Source organism: Enterococcus sp. AMC1086, assembly GCF_058216575.1.
In genome coordinates this window covers 2,495,361-2,515,239 of sequence record NZ_CM177100.1, presented here as the reverse complement: position 1 = coordinate 2,515,239, position 19,879 = coordinate 2,495,361, and the positions used below count along the sequence as shown (strand labels likewise).

Sequence of the window (19,879 nt, the reverse complement as noted above, 5' to 3'; positions counted from 1 at the left end):
AACAGAAAAAAGTATTGATATTCTATATTTATCTAAGAGAGGGGGGTGGATATGAGAGAAAAGGAACTGAGAAGATCAATGTCAGTTTTTCCAATTGGTACAGTTATGAAACTGACTGATCTATCGGCACGTCAAATCCGTTATTATGAAGAGCAAGATTTGATTCATCCTGAAAGAAGTGATGGAAACCGACGCATGTATTCACTAAATGATATAGATGTATTGTTGGAAATCAAAGATTATTTATCTGATGGTCTAAATATGGCAGGGATCAAGCGCGTTTATGAGATGAAGTTAGAAGAACAAATGCATGCGCAAGAATCAAACAAACCATTGACTGATGAAGACGTTCGGAAGATTTTATATGATGAACTGATTTCTCAAGGTGGGCTTACTCAACAAAATCCATTCCAATCAAGAGGACCAAAATTATAATAGTTGCGCTTTAGACAAAAAAAATGAAGGACGTGAAGGATACAATGACGAATAAACAAACCACAGTAGAAGATATCAAACGAATAGCAGATGAAGAAAATGTTCGATTTTTAAGATTAATGTTTACAGATATTATGGGAACAATCAAAAATGTGGAAGTTCCAGTGAGCCAATTGGACAAAGTGTTAAGCAATAAAATGATGTTTGATGGGTCTTCTATTGAAGGTTTTGTGAGAATTGAAGAAAGTGATATGTATTTGTATCCAGACGTATCGACGTGGATGATTTTTCCATGGGAAAGTGACCACGGGAAGGTTGCTCGATTGATTTGCGATATTTATAATCCAGACGGAACACCATTTGCTGGAGATCCTCGTGGCAATTTAAAACGAGCATTGGCCGATATGGAGGCGCTAGGTTTTACTTCATTCAATCTTGGGCCTGAACCAGAATTTTTCTTATTCAAATTGGATGAAGACGGTAAAATTACTACGGATTTAAATGACCGAGGTGGCTATTTTGATTTTGCACCAACAGACCTTGGTGAAAATTGCCGTAGAGATATCGTCCTTGAATTAGAAAGTCTTGGTTTTGAAGTAGAAGCCTCTCATCATGAAGTAGCACCAGGGCAACATGAGATTGACTTTAAATATGCAGATGTCATTGAAGCTTGTGATAATATTCAAACCTTTAAATTAGTGGTTAAAACAATTGCTAGAAAACATGGATTACACGCAACCTTCATGCCAAAACCACTGTATGGGATCAATGGCTCTGGTATGCATTGCAACATGTCTTTATTTAAAGAGAATGAAAATGTCTTTTACGACGAAAATGGTCCGATGCAATTAAGCCAAACCGCTTATCACTTTCTTGGTGGCTTGTTGAAGCATGCGCGTGCCTACACCGCAATATGCAATCCTACTGTTAATTCGTATAAACGTTTAGTACCAGGATATGAAGCACCCGTTTATGTTGCATGGAGCGGCCGCAATCGTTCGCCTTTAGTACGAGTTCCTGAGTCACGTGGGTTATCGACTCGTTTAGAATTACGATCTGTTGATCCATCAGCAAACCCCTATTTAACAATGGCAGCTCTTTTGCAAGCTGGTTTAGATGGAATTAAAAATGAGATTACGCCACCTCAAGCAGTTGACCGCAATATTTATGTGATGAACGAGGAAGAGCGAAAAGAAGCAGAAATTCATGATTTACCTTCGACACTCCATAATGCAATCAAAGAATTACGTAAAGATGAGGTAATGATGGACGCATTAGGTGAACATATATATGTAAATTTTGTTGAAGCCAAACGTATGGAATGGGCTGCGTTTCGCCAAACGGTTTCTGAATGGGAAAGAGAACAATATTTAGAATTATACTAAGAAATGTGTGGATAAACCGAAAATTGGTTTATCCATTTTTTTAAACTTTCAGTCAAAAATGGTGAAGTATGCTATAATTTTAAGTGAGAATCATTATCAATTAAATGAAAGGAGCTAGAAGGATGATTGTTCAAACCGTTACTTTTATTATAAAAAAAGAAGGCAAAGAAATTTTCGAAACCAAAACAAATAAGGATGTTACTTCAATGTTGGAATTTTCAGGTTGTATATCAAGTGAATGCTGGTTTTTAGAAGAAAAAAATACTTGTGAGTTTATGTTGGTTTCTAAATGGGAAAGTAAAAAAGATTTTCAAAACTGGCTGAAGCGTCCTGAACATTTACAAGAACATCGAGAAGCACATAAAAAGAAAGAAACTAAGCCGTCCTTTATAATAGAGAAAATTAGAAAAAGCTACGAAGTTTCATTTTAAAAAGAATATGTTAGAATCTGAGAGTGACCTATCTACTTTGGATTCTTTCTTTTTATTTGCTCAAATAAATATGGACTTGGAAAGAAGATTGGTATCCTAGCTCTTATACGAATTCTAAGGAGAAAAGACGTGAAAGAATTAAATTTTTCTTCAACTATCCTAGAGAAAATAGAAATACTTCGACAACATGGATGGGATAAAGACGCTTTGAATGTATACATAAGGAATATAAGTGAAAAAAAAATGAACACGGATCATGAGATTTTTTTAGTTGGTTCTGAAATTTACACAGAAATGTTAAAAAAAAGTCAGCTGTCTGATCAAGAAAAAGTCATGCTTGTTATTGATCATTTGGGTGGTCATTTAGATAATTCAGGCGATTTACAGTTTGTATCAACAGAATATAAATTTTCTGATGAAATGCCACCTGGGGCTCCTTTTTTTGATTGTTACTCAAAAGTCGTACAGCGAGCTTATCCTGATGGCTTGGTCATAGATCCTGCAGACAAAAAATTAACAAAGATCGCTCTTAAGAAAAAATACGCAAATGAAACAAAAATCCATCAATTTAGAAATTATTTAGATAAATGTACGATTGAATACGTGGAAAACTATAAAAATAAATACGGTTTAAAAAATGACGAAACGGCAATAAAAATGATTCTTGGTAATGATTGGTTTTATGCAGATCCACAATACCATAATCGTGCTCAATTAGGCTTCGATATAGCGATGGAAGATCTCAAAAAGGGATCTAGAAGTCTTACAAACAAAGGATTACTAAAAAAAGTCAGAAAACATGGATTTTATCGAAAGATTCTATCTAAGGATTATCATAGTGAGTTTATTGTAGACGAACAAGGACAGCTTTTAAGCCAATGGAAAGACGATATTAAAGCAAGAGATTTCTTAGAAAATGCAATCGCAAATGGCGAAACATTTAATTACGGAGAACGGCCGAGAGCAGATCAACATCATACACATGATAAATTAGACGGAACCCCACCTAGATATTTTGATACAAACAAGCGAAATGAAGTGAAACGTACCTGGCTTTCACCAACGGATAATTGGGTTTACCAAATTGTTAGAAGACTATCAGAAAAAGGGATCAAATATAAAAAAACAACGGAAAAAAATTTGACCGAAAAATAAGCTAAGTCAGCATTCTATTTCTACTGACTTAGTCTTTTTTTTCACAAAAATCGTTTGTATTATAGGAAAAGAAACATAGCCCAATTAATAAGTTTGTGAAATATTTTCACAAAACATTTCAAATTTGGTGTATTTCCGTTATAATAGAAAAGAATATGCGTGCAACTATTCTACTTTTAGATAGAAGGATGATGACTATTATAATGCGAAAAATGAAGACAATGGATGGGAATACAGCTGCTGCGTACATCTCATATGCGTTTACTGAATTAGCCGCTATTTATCCAATTACACCTAGCTCGACAATGGCGGAACTTGTTGATCAATGGTCGGCAGAAGGAAAGCAAAATATTTTTGGACAACCTGTTAAAATTGTTGAAATGCAATCAGAAGCAGGTGCTGCAGGTGTGGTCCACGGATCGCTAAAAACAGGTGCACTTACAACTACATATACAGCTTCACAAGGACTATTATTAATGATTCCAAATATGTATAAGATTGCAGGAGAACTCCTTCCGTCCGTCTTTCATGTAGCGAGTCGAGCGGTAACGACAAATGCGTTAAATATTTTTGGTGACCATGGTGATGTTATGGCTGCTCGTCAGACTGGGTTTGCGATGCTATGCGAAAGCAGTGTACAAGAAGTTATGGATCTATCTGCGGTAGCTCACTTGGCTTCAATTGAATCGAGTGTACCGTTTATCAACTTCTTTGATGGTTTTAGAACAAGTCATGAAATACAAAAAATCGAAGTATTGGACTATGACGAATTAGCCCCGTTATTGGATCAAGAAAAAGTGAATGCGTTTCGTAGCAGAAGTATGAATCCTAATCATCCTTCTGTTAGCGGAACAAACCAAAATCCAGATATTCATTTTCAACAACGTGAAACGATCAATCGCTACTATGAACAAATTCCAACTGTTGTGAAAAAATATATGGATGAAATCAATTTGCTTAGAGGAACATCGTACGATCTAGTTACCTATTATGGTGCAGAAGATGCGCAAGAAGTGATTGTTTCGATGGGATCAGCTGCACAAGCAATCGAGCAAACCATTGATTTCCTAACGAAACAAGGGAGAAAAGTTGGTTTCTTAAATATTCATTTGTATCGTCCGTTCCCAATTGAAAACTTTTTAGAAAAAATGCCTAAAACGGTTAAAGCAATCGGCGTGATGGATCGTACGAAAGAACCTGGAGCAGGTGGAGAGCCTTTACTTTTAGATGTTCAAAGTGCGATGTATGAATCTGACTTGCGTCCGATGATTATCGGCGGACGTTATGGATTGGGTTCAAAGGATGTTTTACCAAATCAAATCGTTGCAATCTATGATGAACTATTAAAAGACAAAAAGACAGCGAAATCTCGTTTTACGATCGGAATTGTAGACGATGTGACCTACACGTCTCTTGACTGTGGAGATGCACTTGATTTAACCAATCCTAAAACCTATCAAGCAAAATTCTGGGGTTTTGGTTCAGATGGTACCGTTGGTGCAAATAAATCAGCAATCAAAATTATTGGGGATCATACAGATAAATATGCCCAAGGGTTCTTTTATTATGATTCAAAAAAATCGGGTGGCTTAACGGTGTCCCATTTGCGTTTTGGGGATTCAGCAATTCGTTCGACTTACTTGATTGAGCACGCAGATTTTGTTGCGTGTCATACAGCCGCGTACCTAAATACGTATGATTTAGTTAAAGGGTTGAAAAAAGGCGGAACCTTTTTACTGAACACGGTTTGGAATGATGAGCAATTAGAACGCTTCTTGCCAAATAAATTAAAACGTTATTTAGCTGAAAATGAGATTGATTTTTATACGATCAATGCCGTAAAATTAGCCAGTGAAGTAGGTTTGGGCGGACGAATCAATACAGCAATGGAAACAGCATTTTTTAAATTGGCGGACATCATGCCATTTGATGAAGTTTTACCAATCTTAAAAGAAGAAGCATTCAAAAGTTATGCTAGAAAATCTATGTCAGTTGTTGAAAAAAATATTCAAGCAATTGAACGCACGGTTGAACTTCTGCATAAGGTCGAAGTGCCAGCTGCTTGGAAAACAATTGAAGTTAAACCAAAAGTCCGTAAAGAGAATATTACTGACTATGTTCATGAGATCGTAGAGCCAATCAATCGACAAGAAGGAAATGATCTTGCGGTCAGTGCTTTTATCAAAAATGACATGACAGATGGACGTATGCCGCTAGGTACAACAGCTATAGAAAAACGCGGTATCGCTGTAGAAGTTCCTGAATGGAATAGCGATCGTTGTACGATGTGCAATGAATGTGCGTTTGTTTGTCCCCATGCAGCGATCCGTCCATTCTTGGCAGATGATGAAGAAATGGAAGAAGCACCTGCAGGATATATCGTAAGGGAAATGCGTGGTGCTGACGGATTGAAATACCGTATTCAAGTTTCTGTGGAAGATTGTACAGGCTGCGGTCTTTGTGTGGATGCCTGTCCCGCAAAAGGCAAAGCTTTAGTCATGAAACCTTACGAAGAGCAAAAAGAACAAGCGATGAACTGGGCCTTTTCTATGACCTTGAAGCAAAAAGAAAATCCAGCTAAAACAAATACCGTTTTAGGAACACAGTTCAACAAACCCCTATTAGAATTTTCAGGTGCTTGTGCTGGCTGTGGAGAAACGCCTTATGTAAAATTATTGACTCAAATGTTTGGTGATCGCATGATGATTGCAAACGCTACTGGATGTTCATCTATTTGGGGTGGTGCGGCGCCTGTTTCTCCTTATACGACAAATATTGAAGGACAAGGTCCTGCTTGGTCTAACTCGTTATTAGAAGATAATGCCGAATTTGGTTATGGCATGCTATTAGCTAGCCAAACACGTCGTGAACATTTAGCAATGAAGATGAGTGAAGCGATGAATATTGCTTCTCAAGAATTGAGACTATTAATGGAAGACTGGATCAATCATATGCACACGGGAGAAGGAACACAGCAACGTGCTGCCAAATTAAAAGCTGCATTACTTGATGAAAAAAATGGTCAACCGCTATTAGAAGCAATTTTTGCTGATAAGGATTTATTCGTGAAAAATAGTCAGTGGATGATTGGTGGAGATGGCTGGGCGTATGATATTGGTTATGGTGGGATCGATCATGTTCTTGCTAGTGGAGCAGATGTTAATATGCTCGTTTTAGATAATGAAGTCTATTCTAACACTGGCGGGCAAACTTCAAAAGCTACACCAGCGTCTGCAATTGCCAAATTTTCTGCAAGTGGAAAATATGTCTCTAAAAAAGATTTAGGCATGATGGCGATGACTTATGGTAATGTTTATGTCGCACAAATCGCATCAGGAGCGAATCAAATGCAGACAATTAAAGCCTTTGAAGAAGCCGAACGGTTTCCTGGACCCTCCATTATTATTGCGTATACGCCATGTATCACACATGGATTAGCTGGTGGGATGAGTAAAACATTAGAAGAAGCCAAAGAAGCAGTTAATTCTGGGTACTGGTCATTGTATCGTTATAATCCTGAATTAAGAGAGTCAGGAAAAAATCCAATGACATTAGATTATAAAAAACCGAATTTTGAAGAAATGCAAGACTTTATGAAAAAACAAGTCCGTTTTTCTTCGTTAGAATCTACACAGCCTGAATTTGCAGGTAAACTTTTTGAAAAAACAGTTGCTGATGCAAAAAATCGTTTTTACAATTATGCACGCATGGCTGGACAAGAAGAAAAAATTCGAGCAAAATTAGAAAAGACAACGGATAAAATCGAGGCTGAAAAAGCCTCTCTACCACGACAAAAAAAAGAACGTGTGGTTGATCCAGAAGCAGATGCAAGAAGAGCTGCCAGACGAGCAGAACGTGCAGCAAAACGCGGGAAAACAGACGAATAATTGAATTAGGTTAGAATGAAAGAAGTGGATCACTGAGGTCTTCTTCTTTCATTCTTTTTTATTTAAATTTTTATATCATTTGTTCTCAGCCTGTAACCAAGCAAAAGATTATGGTATACTTATTTAAGAAATCTTGAGAGAGAAGTGAGGTTTATGATGTCTTTTCAACTTAGTCAATTATTTCATTTAGATTATTGGCGGCAATTGATCTCATCAGATTTCTTGTCGCGTGATTTTATCATCAATATTATAGATATTTTAGTAGTATGGTATCTTGTTTACAAATTAATCATGCTCGTTAGAGGAACAAAGGCTGTCCAGCTGTTAAAGGGAGTCGCTGTTTTTATTGTGATTCGCATACTTAGTGAAATTATCGGACTGCATACATTGTCTTGGCTAATGAACCAAGTCATTATGTATGGTGTTATTGCCGCTGTCGTGATTTTCCAGCCAGAAGTCCGGCGAGGCTTAGAACATCTTGGTAGAAGTTCATTTTTCCGTCCGAGTCGATCAGAACAGCAAGAAGATGAGAAAATGATTCTTGCCTTTGATAAAGCTATTCAGTACATGGCTAAACGAAAAATTGGCGCACTGATTACAATTGAAAAAAATACCGGATTAGATGAGTACATTGAAACAGGTATCGATTTAGACGCTGATATTTCAGGAGAATTACTGATCAATATCTTTATACCAAATACGCCGTTGCATGATGGTGCAGTAATCGTAAAACAAGGGAAAATCGCCGTGGCAAGTGCCTATTTACCTTTGTCAGAAAGTAACTTGATTCCTAAAGAATTCGGGACTCGTCATAGAGCAGCCGTTGGTATTAGTGAAGTAAGTGATGCTGTAACAATTATCGTATCAGAAGAGACAGGTGACGTTAGCCTGACATTGAATAATGATCTGATTCCTCGATTAACACAAGAAGAATATCTAAAAATTCTTCGAGCAGAATTGGTTCCAAAAGAAGATAGTAAAGATAAAAAAAATCTTTTGCAACACTTTATTGAAGGTGTATCGAAAGGGGCGAAAAAGAAATGAAAAAAGCCTCTCAAAGCAATTGGTTCTCAAGGTTGCTTGCATTACTTTTTGCCTTGTTGTTGTTTTTCAATGCTAATTCTTCTGGGAATATAGGTACTATGTCAGGGACCAGCCAAGTATATGATGAAATGTTGTATAATGTTCCTGTTCAATTAGATTATGATCAAGATAAGTATTTTGTTTCTGGTTATGAAGATACAGTCAATGTCCATTTAACTAGTGCTAATCGAATTCAACTGGATTTAGAATCGAATGAAGATACTAGAAACTTTCAGGTAGTTGCAGATCTGACGGAAATACCACTTGGAACATCCGAAATTCAGTTGAGAGTAAAAGGATTGAGTACAGCCGTAACGGCCGAAATTGAACCCAAAACAATAACGGTGACAATGGAGAAAAAAGTAACAAAAACATTTAATGTAGAGGCACAATTGCCTGAATCAATCGAGACAGAAGGGTACAAAGTAGAAAAAACAACTTTAAGTCCTGAAAAAGTAGAAATTACAACTGGAGAAGAAACAGCTAAAGCTATTACCCGTGTGATTGCCCCGCTATCAAATGTCAAACAATCCGTTGATACGATCAAACAAACGGTTAATGTTCAAGCTATCGATGCAAAAGGACAAGTATTGAGTATTGAAAATCCAGCACCTCAGGTAAAAGTTGTCGTTGATTTGATATTGCCTTCAAAAGAAGTAGGATTAACAATTACTCCGACGGGTTCGCCCCCATCAGGTATTGAGTATTATACCTTCAATTTTTCAGAACAAAAAATCGAAATTAGAGGGAAAAAATCAATTTTAGATGCAATCGACACAATAGAATTACCTGTTGATGTGAGCAACATAAAATCATCAACGAAACAAAAAATAAAGATTCCAACAAATTCAGAGTACATTGTTTCACCTGAGGAAGTAGAAGTGACAATCAATCCAGTCTTTTCAGGAGCGAATACCAGTTTTTCTGAAACTAGCGGACAAGGCTCAACGACATCGAATTCGGGTCAAGGAGTACCGACGCCAGTGCCTTCTAGTGAAAAAACAACCAGTTCTTCTAGTACATCAAGTTCATCAAGTACGTCTAGTTCAAAACCTACTGAGGAAGATGAGACAGAAATTGGGAGTAATTCAGTTCCAGAAAATTAAGTTGATTGACTAAGTTAATTGATTATTTTCTGAGTTGTAAGCAGTAAAATAATTGAGAACGTCTTAGTAAGTAGAAGGAGAGTTATCATGGGTAAATATTTTGGAACAGATGGTGTTAGAGGGATTGCCAATAAGGAACTAACACCAGAATTAGCATTTAAATTAGGTCGCTTCGGCGGATATGTATTAAGTCAACATGAAGATTCCACACGTCGTCCAAGAGTTTTAGTCGGCCGTGACACACGTATTTCAGGTCAATTATTAGAGCAAGCTTTGATTTCAGGTCTTTTATCTGTTGGAATCGAAGTATTTCAATTAGGTGTGATTTCAACGCCAGGCGTTGCTTACTTAACAAGGCTGCAAAAAGCTTCAGCTGGTATCATGATCTCGGCTTCTCATAATCCGGCAGAAGATAACGGAATTAAATTTTTCGGTTCGGACGGTTTTAAGTTAGTAGATGAGCAAGAACTTGAAATCGAAGCGTTACTGGATGCAGAAGAAGACAATTTACCACGTCCTTCAGCAGAGGGCTTAGGTTCACTTGATGAGTTTCCAGAAGGTTTATTAAAGTATTCTCAATTCTTAGTACAAACGATTCCAGGTGATTTATCTGATCTAACCGTGTGCATCGATGCTGCAAATGGTGCTACAGCAACTTCTGTAAATCGATTGTTTGCTGATTTAGAAACAGATTTTTACACGATGGGTACAAGTCCGAATGGATTGAATATCAATGATGGTGTGGGATCTACCCATCCTGAAAAATTAGCAGAGATGGTCGTTGAAAAAGGTGCTGATGCAGGGCTTGCTTTCGATGGAGATGGAGATCGCATCATTGCAGTAGATGAATTAGGGAACATCGTGGATGGCGATAAGATCATGTTTATCTGTGCAAAATACCTTGCTGAAAAGAACCGTTTGAAAAAAGATACAATCGTTACTACAGTTATGAGTAATTTAGGTTTCCGTAAAGCGGTAGAAGCGGCAGGAATGAAAGATGTCATCACAAAAGTTGGCGATCGTTATGTTGTTGAAGAAATGCGCAAAAATGATTATAATTTTGGTGGAGAACAATCAGGACATATGATTTTCTTAGATTACAACACAACAGGTGATGGAATGTTATCTGGTATCCAGTTGTTGAATGTAATGAAACAAACTGGGAAAAAATTATCCGAATTGGCTTCAGAGCTAACAGTTTATCCACAAAAGCTAGTCAATATTCGAGTAACAGACAAACACGGGGCAATGGATGTTCCAGCTATCAAAGAAATCGTCGAATTGATGGAAACTGAAATGAATGGCGACGGTCGTATCTTGGTTCGTCCATCTGGAACCGAACCATTACTACGTGTGATGGCTGAAGCACCAACACAAGAAAAAGTTGATTACTATGTAGATACAATCGCAGAGGTTGTAAAAGCTGAGATTGGCATAGGCTAAAAAAAATTAGAATAACCTGTTTGCATGGGAACATGTTGCAGGTTATTTTTCTATTTATTTAAAAAGACGAATAATCATTTCTATAAATTGAGAATTGTTCGATACTGTTATTGACAGAATAACCAGAAAAAGGTACGATGTTTTAGAATTGATAGGAAAATAATCAGAATCCAACCTATTTTTTCACAAAATATGATAGATATAAATAGTTAGAGAGGGATAATCAGATGGGAAATTATTTAGTTTTACAAACAGATTTTGGGCTTGGCGATGGAGCAGTGAGTGCGATGTATGGTGTCGCTCATATGGTAAGTGATGAGATCATCATTGGCGACTTGACCCACGAAATTCCTCCTTATGATATTTGGGCGGCATCATATCGCCTGTATCAAACAGTAAAGTACTGGCCTAAAGGAACTGTTTTTGTTTCTGTTGTCGATCCAGGTGTAGGTAGTACAAGGCGAAGTCTCGTAGCGAAAACAAATTCTGGACATTATATTATTACGCCGGATAATGGATCATTGACGCATATTTCCCACTATCAAGGAATTGCAGAGATTCGTTCGATTGATGAAGTAACAAGCCGCTTGCCTCATTCAGAGGAAAGTCACACGTTTCATGGTAGAGATATCTATGCTTATAATGGGGCGCGTTTGGCTAGTGGTGAGATTTCGTTTGGGGAACTTGGCAGTATTGTTCAGAATGATTCGATTGAACGGTTGCACTTGATTGAAGCGAAACATGGTGAACATATTTTAGAAGGCAGTATTGATGTTTTAGATATTCGTTTTGGCTCATTATGGACAAATATCCCATTAGCTTTTATGAAGGAAGAAAAAATTGTTCATGATGATCAATTACAAGTAACGATTTATCATCAAGGAAAAAAGGTGTATCAAAATATTATGAAATTTGCGAAATCTTTTGCAGATGTAAATATTGGAGAACCTTTAGTATACGTCAATTCTTTGGTAAATATCGGTGTCGCAGTCAATCAGGACTCATTTTCTAAACTGTATCATATCGGTACGGGAACAGATTGGACGATCCAATTAAGAAAAGCGCCAAAAATTATTTTTGAATAGGAGTGGAGAATATGAAGAAAGATTTTTCAGTTAAAACAATTGTAGCAATCGGTATTGGATCAGCTGTATTTGTCATTTTAGGCCGTTTTGTTGTGATTCCGACAGGATTTCCTAATACAAATTTAGAAACAGCCTATCCGTTTTTGGCATTGATTTCCGTTATTTTTGGTCCAGTCGCTGGTGGCTTGATCGGCTTGATTGGTCATACATTAAAAGATTTTACAACTTATGGCAGTGCATGGTGGAGTTGGATCATTTGTTCTGGTATTATAGGAGTAATCTATGGTTTTGCGGGTAGAAAGATTGATCTTCAACATGGCGAATTCCATAAAAAAGACATTATTTATTTTAATATTTATCAAGTGATTGGAAATGCCGTAGTTTGGGGACTGATTGCACCCACATTAGACGTACTGATTTATAGCGAACCAGCCAGTAAAGTTTACACACAAGGTGTGATCGCTGTGGTGTTGAATATTATCGCAGTAGGAATCATTGGTACATTATTAATGGCAGCTTATGCTGGAACGCGTACGAAAAAAGGTAGTTTAACAAAAGATTGATTATGTAGTAAAATGAAAATAGTACAACTATACTTACTGAAATAAAATTAAGGGCGAGAAAAAGCAAGCTTGATTTAATAGCCTTTTCTTGTCCTTTTTTACATAGAATAAGGGAGCGTCATCGATGAAAAAACCACTGATAACTTTCGAAAATTTTACTTTTCAATATCATAGTCAGGCTGAACCAACATTGCATACTATTGATTTGACGATTTATGAAGGAGAAAAAGTCTTGATCGTCGGCCCAAGCGGAAGCGGTAAATCAACGTTTGCCCAATGTATCAATGGGTTGATTCCGTATAGCTATGAAGGGAAAATAACTGGGAATGTAATGATTGGCGGTAAAGATTTAACAAACACTAGCCTGTTTGATTTATCTTTTGACGTTGGAACGGTCTTACAAGATACAGATGGTCAATTTATTGGATTAACAGTGGGAGAAGATGTTGCGTTTGCTTTAGAGAACGATGAAGTGCCGCAAAAAACAATGAAAGAAGAAGTGGATCATTGGACGAAGATCGTCGGACTGAATGACTTTTTACAACATCGTCCACAAGATTTATCTGGTGGGCAAAAACAGCGAGTATCAATGGCAGGTGTTTTGATCGATGAAGCACCAATCTTGTTATTTGATGAACCATTAGCTAATCTTGATCCAAAAGCCGGGAAAGAAACCATTGATCTGATTGAAAAAATCCATCAAAAGACGAGGACAACTATTTTGATTATTGAGCATCGTTTAGAAGATGTTTTATATCGTTCAGTTGATCGTGTGATTGTTTTTAATGAAGGGCGAGTAGTCGCAGATTTACCTGCGGATGAATTGCTTAAGACGAATACATTGACCGAACAAGGCATTCGTGAACCGTTATATGTAACAGCGATGAAATATGCTGGTGTGGATTTAGAAACAGTTGAGCATTTATCTGACATTGAAAAAGTCCGAGCACCTAATTTGAAAGAACAAATGGAAAAATGGATGAAAAATCAATCCCAAGCGACAAAGCAAAAAATAGTATCACCTTTATTGGAGCTAAAAAGTATTACGTATCAATATAATCGAAATAATCAGTATGTTTTAAACGATGTTTCCATTGAATTCAATCGTGGAGAAATGTTGAGTATTGTTGGCAAAAATGGAGCGGGTAAATCTACTTTGAGTAAAGCTATCTGTGGGTTTATTACACCTCAATCAGGTGAAATGAGTTGGGCAGGACAAGATCTTACTCAATTTTCAATCAAAGAACGTGCCGATAAGATTGGTTTTGTTATGCAAAACCCGAACCAAATGATTTCTAAGAAGATGATTTTTGAAGAAGTAGCTCTAGGTTTGACATTAAAAGGAATTCCAGAAACAGAAATCAACGAGCGAGTTGAAAAGGTTTTAAAAATTTGTGGCTTGCATTCATTTCGTCATTGGCCAATCTCAGCACTTAGTTTTGGTCAAAAGAAGAGAGTTACTATTGCATCGATTTTAGTTCTGGAACCGGAAATGATTATTTTAGATGAACCAACTGCAGGCCAGGATTTCAAACATTATACTGAAATGATGACGTTTTTAGAAAAATTAAATAAAATGGGTGTGACGATTGCAATGATCACGCATGATATGCATCTAATGTTAGAATATACGGATCGGGCAATTGTTTTACATGATGGTAAAATTATCGCGGATACAACGCCAGTGAAAGTATTGACTGATTCTAAGTTAGTGGAACACGCATCATTGAAAGAAACAAGTTTATTTACATTTGCACAACATTTAGGAATGAAGGATCCATTTTTGTTTACAGAAAACTTTATGACATATGATCAGGAGGTGCGTTTGAAATGAATGAACATCAAATGTTAGGTTATATTCCTGATCATACAGTGATTCATAAATTGAATGGGACCGCTAAATTAATTTTTTTGATTCTATTGTCTGTGGCTTGTATGACAACGTATGATACCCGTTTTTTGATTGGTATGACGCTATTTTCATTCGTTTTATTTAAACTATCGAATATTAAGTGGCATCAAATTTCATTTGTGGTAAAATTTATTTTTGTCTTTTCTTTATTGAATATTATTGCGGTTTATTTGTTTGCACCTGAGTATGGTGTAGAACTTTATCACTCAAGAACAGTAATTTTTGAAGATTTGGGTCGGTTTACCCTTACACAAGAGCAGTTATTTTATGAATTTAATTTAGTGTTAAAATACTTGTGTACGATTCCTTTAGTATTGATTTTTCTGTTGACGACGAATCCAAGTGAATTTGCTTCTAGCTTGAATCGAATAGGTGTTAGTTATAAAATCAGTTATGCGGTAGCTTTGGCTATTCGCTATATTCCAGATATTCAAGAAGATTTTGTCAATATCTCACTTGCGCAACAGGCACGTGGGTTTGAAATGTCTAAAAAAGGGAAACTGACACAACGATTGAAAGGAACTGCTCAAATTGTTTTCCCTTTAATTTTATCTAGTTTAGATCGCATTGAGACGATCAGTACAGCGATGGAACTGCGTCGATTTGGTGAAAAAAAGAGAAGAACATGGTACGCACAACAGCCGTTTCATGCTTCTGATTTTCTTGTGATCGGATTCGGCGTTTTATTGACCGTCCTAAGTTTCTTGCTATTTAAAGTCAACGGTGGGAGATTTTACAATCCATTTAATTAACTAGTTGAAATAAGATCAAGATAGATGGCTTCTGATTCTGAAATTAGTGTGTGGAATAAAAGTGAACGTTACTTTTATTTCACACTTTTTTTATTTTATTTGAACTATACCAATTTATTTTTTTGTGAAAATGTTGACATTTGTATTTTGTTTATTGTATTATTAATAAAGTTTCTATTGATAAAAAAAGAAGGAGAGTTGGGTAGACCAATATGGAATAGCGCCAGGCCTGATTAGTCAGGTGACGAGGAAAGAGCTTATCGAAAGATTCGGCGGATAGCTCTAGGGACTGCACTCTACAAGTTGAAGAGAAAAAATAATTGCGAAATTATAACAAAAATCCAACTATGCAGAATAGAAACCTATGATGAAGACTTGAGAGAATAAGATATTGGGTTAATAAAGGACAAGCCTTTATAACAGGAAAAGGCTTTAGAAATATTTTTTATTGATCCATTTTTATTTATCGAGTTATGACCTAATACAATCGCGAAAGTAGGAAAAATAGTATGTGTGGAATCGTAGGAATTATTGGAAAAGAGAATGCAACAGATAGTCTGATTCAAGGATTGGAGAAATTAGAATATAGAGGATATGACTCAGCTGGAATTTTTGTAACAGGGAAGGATAAGAAGGATTATTTAGTCAAATCCATAGGAAGAATTGCTGATTTAAAGAGTAAAATAAGTCCAGAGGTGCAAGGAACAGTTGGAATTGGTCATACACGCTGGGCAACGCACGGAAAGCCAAGTGAAAGAAATGCTCATCCCCATTCATCAAGCAATCACCAATTTATTTTAGTGCACAATGGGGTTATAGAAAATTTTGAAGAAATAAAACAGGAATTTCTTCAAAATAAGCAGCTTGAAGGTGAGACGGACACTGAAATTGTTGTCCATTTGATTGAGTATTTTGCTGAAACGGGTATGACAACAAAGGAAGCGTTCAAAAAATCTCTGACAGTGATCGAGGGTTCGTATGCATTTGCGTTGATTGACAAAAACAATCCAGATATCATCTATGTGGCTAAAAATAAAAGTCCATTATTAATTGGTTTGGGCGATCATTTTAATGTAATATGTAGCGATGCGATGGCGATGCTTGCTGAAACCAATCATTTTGTCGAAATTGCTGATGGTGAAATGGTCATTGTCAAAGCGGATAAAATTGAAATTGAAGATAGAAAAGGCAATCTTGTTTATCGTGAATCGTATGAAGCCCAACTCGACTTGAGTGACATCGAAAAAGGCACATATCCATATTATATGCTAAAGGAAATTGATGATCAGCCGACTGTTATGCGTCGAATTATTCAAGAATACACCGATGCGCAGGGCACTACAATTGTTGATAAACACATTGTCGAAAAGATAACGGATAGTGATCGTATTTATATCATCGCCTGCGGTACTAGCTATAATGCTGGGTGGGTAGGGAAAGCGATCCTTGAGAAAATGACCAACATCCCCGTTGAAGTCCATCTTTCAAGTGAGTTTGGTTATAATATGCCGTTATTATCAGAAAAACCATTTTTTATTTATTTAAGTCAAAGTGGAGAAACAGCTGATAGCCGTCAAGTATTGGTTCAGACGAATGAACTAGGATTACCGTCATTGACATTAACGAATGTAGCAGGTTCTACCTTATCTAGAGAAGCTGATCATACATTACTTCTCCATGCTGGACCGGAAATCGCTGTTGCCTCAACAAAAGCATATACTGCACAGATTGCTGTATTAGGAATCCTTGCTAAAGCCGTAGGTGACAATAAAGGGAATCAATCATCGTTAGCCTTTGACATTGCACATGAACTAAGTGTGATTGCTGCAATCATGGAAACAATCATCGATGAAAAAATGCTGATCAGCCAGTTAGTAGAAGACTATTTGTCACATACAAGAAATGCGTTTTATATCGGTCGAGGCGTTGATTATTATGTATCGATGGAAGCTTCGCTAAAATTAAAAGAAATTTCCTACATTCAAGCAGAAGGGTTCGCAGCAGGAGAGTTAAAACATGGTACGATTGCGTTGATTGAAGAAGGAACACCGGTTTTCGGTATTATTACAGACAACATTACAGCAGCTCATACTCGTGGCAATCTAAAAGAAGTTGAAAGTCGTGGTGCTCATAATTTTGTAATTGCGTTGGCATCTCTTGCAAAAGAAACAGATCAATTGATCATACCCGATATGCATCCTTTACTAACACCGCTAGTAAGTATTGTTCCAACACAATTGATTGCTTACTTTGCAACATTACAAAGAGGCTATGATGTTGATAAACCACGTAATTTAGCGAAAAGTGTTACAGTGGAATAAAAAGGAATCAAAGAACACAGCTGACAGTATTCTTGCGAGTACGTTTGGCTGTGTCTTTTTATTCCGTTTTACTTTTCAGATAAAAGGTTGTTCTAGCTTTGTTCTCATAGCAGATATCGAAATCAAAATGATAGTATGGAGTGAATTAGTCACTATTGCTAAGCTTAATTCAGTAAAATCTAATGGATTTTATAAGGAAGCTAGATGAAGTAAGTAAATTTTTGTAGACAAATAATGATGTGCAGTAGAAAAAATGTAATTGATAGCATAGTAAATAAGTAAAAAAATATTTCCCCCATCAGAGAGACGGAGGAAACACAAATCAAATTACACACAACCATAAAATACCATAATTTTTCTTAATTCTCAACAATTTCGATGTTCATTTAAAAAAATGAGAAAGCTTTCAATAGAAAAGTATAGTTTACTACAATCGTGAAGCTTTGCTGGTGAATCAATGGACATTTTGAAAAAATGAACTAATAGTTTATAAAACTCTTACAGCAAAATCAGGTGTATAAGAAGCTACAGTGGCTACTTGCACAACATCACCAGGAACAGGTGCATGAATGTATGAACCGTCGCCAGTTGAAATCCCCACATGATACGTTCCACCTTGGCTACCCCAAAAAACTAAATCACCCGCTTGAGCTTCTGCCACAGAAATCGTAGTACCGGCACTTTCTTGGTCAACAGTTGTTCGACCAAGATTGCGTCCAGCACTAGCAAAAGCGACTTGAACTAAACCAGAGCAATCAAATGCGTCTGGTCCAGCAGCACCATAGACGTATGGTTTACCTAAGTGAGCTTTTGCAGCATCAATAACAGCGGAACGTGTATCTGTTTGTTCTGTTTGTTCCACTTTTTCCTTATTTAGTTGTGCAATTTTCTCGGATAACTGGTTTTCTTGTTTCGTTGCTTCTAACTCTTGTTTTGAAAGGGATTGGCTGTCTAGCTTTAATGAAACTTGGGTTTGTTTTAATTCAGTTAGTTGCTCTTTTTTCTTGCTTATTGAACTTTCTTGAATGGCTAGTGGGGACAAAGAAGAAACAAGTGTTGCAGCTTGATCAATATCTGATTTTGCTGTTTCAGTAATAGTAGTGATCGATTTTAATTCCGCTAACTGATCAAGGTCACTTTGAATGGTTTCAATATTTTTTTCTATCCTAGATAGTTGGTTGTTTTTTTCATTTTTTTGTTCTGAAAATTTTTGTTTCACTTCTTTTAATTGAACTAATTTTTGTGAATATTCGGTAACGATTTTTTCTTGTGCATCCGTTTCTATAGAGGTAGCAAAGACGTCATCACTTAGCAATAAACCGGCAGAAAGTGTTAGGCAACTGAGGAATAATTTAGTTATCAATATATTTTTTTTCAAAAAAACGCTCCTTAAGTATTTAAATTTTCTAGATTAAAATTGTCAATAGTGTCTAAAATATAGTTCCACTATTTTAAGACCAGCTACTATTTAAACATAGAGGGATCAAAAAGTCTGTAAAAGGTGGGTTAAATGTTTGTTTCTTGATTTACAAAAAAGGTTCTTTTATTTCAAAATAGGACTTCATTGTAATATTAAGCAGGATTAGATTTCGATAACACCTGTTTTCAAATCTAAGATTACGAACCTTCAATTTTTATAGCTATCTTTTTTACAGGTTTTGATTTAAAATAGTTCATACAGTAACAGAATGTAATCAAGGAAAAATGGAGGAAAGACAATGAAAAAAGAAAAGGTTTTTGAGATCACGCATCAATCGATTTTAGAAATCGCTAAGGAGCTTTTTTTAAAAAATGGTTATAAAAATACTTCAACTCGTGACATTGCCAAAGCTGTAAATATTACACAGCCAGCTTTGTACTATCACTTTTCTAATAAAGAAGTTTTGTTTATTGAAATCAATAAACAAATTGGCAGCCAACTTAAATATGAGATAGAACAAATAAAACTTCAGTCTGATTCTCTGGACAATCAATTGATCAAATGTACGAATGCATTGTTAAATGTTTACCATAGAGATATTTTTTCTTTTATCCACCAAAGCGCAGCCGAAATGGAACAAGAAAACAAACAACAGTTGTTCTATATACTGAATGATTATTATTTAAAACCATTGCAAGCTATTTTTGAGTCAACTCAAACAACCTTAAACAGTAAAGTGTCATCGAAAAAAGCAGCTCAATTTTATCTTATGAGTTTGTCGTTACTATTTTCAACAGTTCACCAACTTTCAACAGAAAAAGAGCGTTCAGAACAGATTGCTGAATTGATAGATATGGTTTTGAATGGTGTATCAATGTAAAGAATTAAATTGTTTTTTATC

The 19,879-nt window shown here is 36.2% G+C and carries 15 protein-coding genes; 14 read left to right on the top strand and 1 reads right to left on the bottom strand.

Going from position 1 to position 19,879, the window contains the following annotated elements; genetic code table 11:
• Positions 1-51: 51 nt before the first annotated feature.
• From AC4BC4_RS11825 to glmS, 13 genes are all read left to right on the top strand, one after another.
• Positions 52-435: a MerR family transcriptional regulator gene (locus AC4BC4_RS11825; protein WP_438756992.1), complete on the top strand. Its 384-nt coding sequence runs from the start codon at positions 52-54 to the stop codon at positions 433-435.
• Positions 436-479: 44 nt separating this feature from the next.
• On the top strand, positions 480-1,820 hold the full coding sequence (glnA, locus tag AC4BC4_RS11820; RefSeq protein WP_438756991.1) for a type I glutamate--ammonia ligase: 1,341 nt from the start codon (positions 480-482) through the stop codon (positions 1,818-1,820).
• Positions 1,821-1,942: 122 nt separating this feature from the next.
• A complete protein-coding gene (locus AC4BC4_RS11815; RefSeq protein WP_490475824.1) occupies positions 1,943-2,251 on the top strand; it encodes an antibiotic biosynthesis monooxygenase family protein in 309 nt (102 codons plus the stop codon).
• Between the two features lie 129 nt (positions 2,252-2,380).
• A complete protein-coding gene (locus AC4BC4_RS11810; RefSeq protein ID WP_490475823.1) occupies positions 2,381-3,406 on the top strand; it encodes a DUF3114 domain-containing protein in 1,026 nt (341 codons plus the stop codon).
• A gap of 203 nt (positions 3,407-3,609) precedes the next feature.
• Positions 3,610-7,293: a pyruvate:ferredoxin (flavodoxin) oxidoreductase gene (gene nifJ, locus AC4BC4_RS11805; protein WP_490477377.1), complete on the top strand. Its 3,684-nt coding sequence runs from the start codon at positions 3,610-3,612 to the stop codon at positions 7,291-7,293.
• Between the two features lie 156 nt (positions 7,294-7,449).
• Entirely contained in the window at positions 7,450-8,337 is an 888-nt protein-coding gene (gene cdaA, locus AC4BC4_RS11800; RefSeq protein ID WP_438756987.1) for a diadenylate cyclase CdaA, read from the top strand.
• Positions 8,334-9,482, top strand: a complete 1,149-nt coding sequence (locus AC4BC4_RS11795) for a CdaR family protein (RefSeq protein WP_490475822.1) — start codon at positions 8,334-8,336, stop codon at positions 9,480-9,482. The genes cdaA and AC4BC4_RS11795 overlap by 4 nt, the downstream gene beginning before the upstream one ends.
• An 87-nt stretch (positions 9,483-9,569) precedes the next feature.
• Positions 9,570-10,925, top strand: coding sequence for a phosphoglucosamine mutase (glmM, locus tag AC4BC4_RS11790; RefSeq protein ID WP_490475821.1), 1,356 nt, complete (start codon positions 9,570-9,572; stop codon positions 10,923-10,925).
• Positions 10,926-11,152: 227 nt separating this feature from the next.
• Positions 11,153-12,010 (top strand): SAM hydrolase/SAM-dependent halogenase family protein, encoded by an 858-nt coding sequence (locus tag AC4BC4_RS11785; protein ID WP_490475820.1) that lies wholly within the window; start codon positions 11,153-11,155, stop codon positions 12,008-12,010.
• Positions 12,011-12,021: 11 nt separating this feature from the next.
• Positions 12,022-12,573, top strand: a complete 552-nt coding sequence (locus AC4BC4_RS11780) for an ECF-type riboflavin transporter substrate-binding protein (RefSeq protein ID WP_438756983.1) — start codon at positions 12,022-12,024, stop codon at positions 12,571-12,573.
• 124 nt (positions 12,574-12,697) lie between these two features.
• Positions 12,698-14,407 (top strand): ABC transporter ATP-binding protein, encoded by a 1,710-nt coding sequence (locus AC4BC4_RS11775; protein WP_490475819.1) that lies wholly within the window; start codon positions 12,698-12,700, stop codon positions 14,405-14,407.
• The gene (locus AC4BC4_RS11770; RefSeq protein WP_490475818.1) at positions 14,404-15,237 is read left to right on the top strand and encodes an energy-coupling factor transporter transmembrane component T family protein; all 834 of its coding nucleotides are present in this window, start codon (positions 14,404-14,406) and stop codon (positions 15,235-15,237) included. The genes AC4BC4_RS11775 and AC4BC4_RS11770 overlap by 4 nt, the downstream gene beginning before the upstream one ends.
• Positions 15,238-15,746: 509 nt before the next feature.
• Entirely contained in the window at positions 15,747-17,558 is a 1,812-nt protein-coding gene (gene glmS, locus AC4BC4_RS11765; RefSeq protein ID WP_490475817.1) for a glutamine--fructose-6-phosphate transaminase (isomerizing), read from the top strand.
• A gap of 487 nt (positions 17,559-18,045) precedes the next feature.
• On the opposite strand, the gene AC4BC4_RS11760 is transcribed toward glmS, so the two are convergent.
• Positions 18,046-18,936 (bottom strand): C40 family peptidase, encoded by an 891-nt coding sequence (locus tag AC4BC4_RS11760; RefSeq protein ID WP_490475816.1) that lies wholly within the window; start codon positions 18,934-18,936, stop codon positions 18,046-18,048.
• Between the two features lie 340 nt (positions 18,937-19,276).
• On the opposite strand from AC4BC4_RS11760, the gene AC4BC4_RS11755 reads away from it, so the two are divergent.
• Complete coding sequence (locus tag AC4BC4_RS11755) at positions 19,277-19,858, top strand: TetR/AcrR family transcriptional regulator (protein ID WP_490475815.1); 582 nt, start codon at positions 19,277-19,279, stop codon at positions 19,856-19,858.
• Positions 19,859-19,879 lie beyond the last annotated feature (21 nt).

Coding starts and splice junctions, on each gene's coding strand:
- AC4BC4_RS11825 (WP_438756992.1), top strand. CDS start 52: ATGAGAGAAAAGGAACTGAGAAGATCAATGTCAGTTTTTCCAATTGGT.
- glnA (WP_438756991.1), top strand. CDS start 480: ATGACGAATAAACAAACCACAGTAGAAGATATCAAACGAATAGCAGAT.
- AC4BC4_RS11815 (WP_490475824.1), top strand. CDS start 1,943: ATGATTGTTCAAACCGTTACTTTTATTATAAAAAAAGAAGGCAAAGAA.
- nifJ (WP_490477377.1), top strand. CDS start 3,610: ATGCGAAAAATGAAGACAATGGATGGGAATACAGCTGCTGCGTACATC.
- cdaA (WP_438756987.1), top strand. CDS start 7,450: ATGTCTTTTCAACTTAGTCAATTATTTCATTTAGATTATTGGCGGCAA.
- AC4BC4_RS11795 (WP_490475822.1), top strand. CDS start 8,334: ATGAAAAAAGCCTCTCAAAGCAATTGGTTCTCAAGGTTGCTTGCATTA.
- glmM (WP_490475821.1), top strand. CDS start 9,570: ATGGGTAAATATTTTGGAACAGATGGTGTTAGAGGGATTGCCAATAAG.
- AC4BC4_RS11785 (WP_490475820.1), top strand. CDS start 11,153: ATGGGAAATTATTTAGTTTTACAAACAGATTTTGGGCTTGGCGATGGA.
- AC4BC4_RS11780 (WP_438756983.1), top strand. CDS start 12,022: ATGAAGAAAGATTTTTCAGTTAAAACAATTGTAGCAATCGGTATTGGA.
- AC4BC4_RS11775 (WP_490475819.1), top strand. CDS start 12,698: ATGAAAAAACCACTGATAACTTTCGAAAATTTTACTTTTCAATATCAT.
- AC4BC4_RS11770 (WP_490475818.1), top strand. CDS start 14,404: ATGAATGAACATCAAATGTTAGGTTATATTCCTGATCATACAGTGATT.
- glmS (WP_490475817.1), top strand. CDS start 15,747: ATGTGTGGAATCGTAGGAATTATTGGAAAAGAGAATGCAACAGATAGT.
- AC4BC4_RS11755 (WP_490475815.1), top strand. CDS start 19,277: ATGAAAAAAGAAAAGGTTTTTGAGATCACGCATCAATCGATTTTAGAA.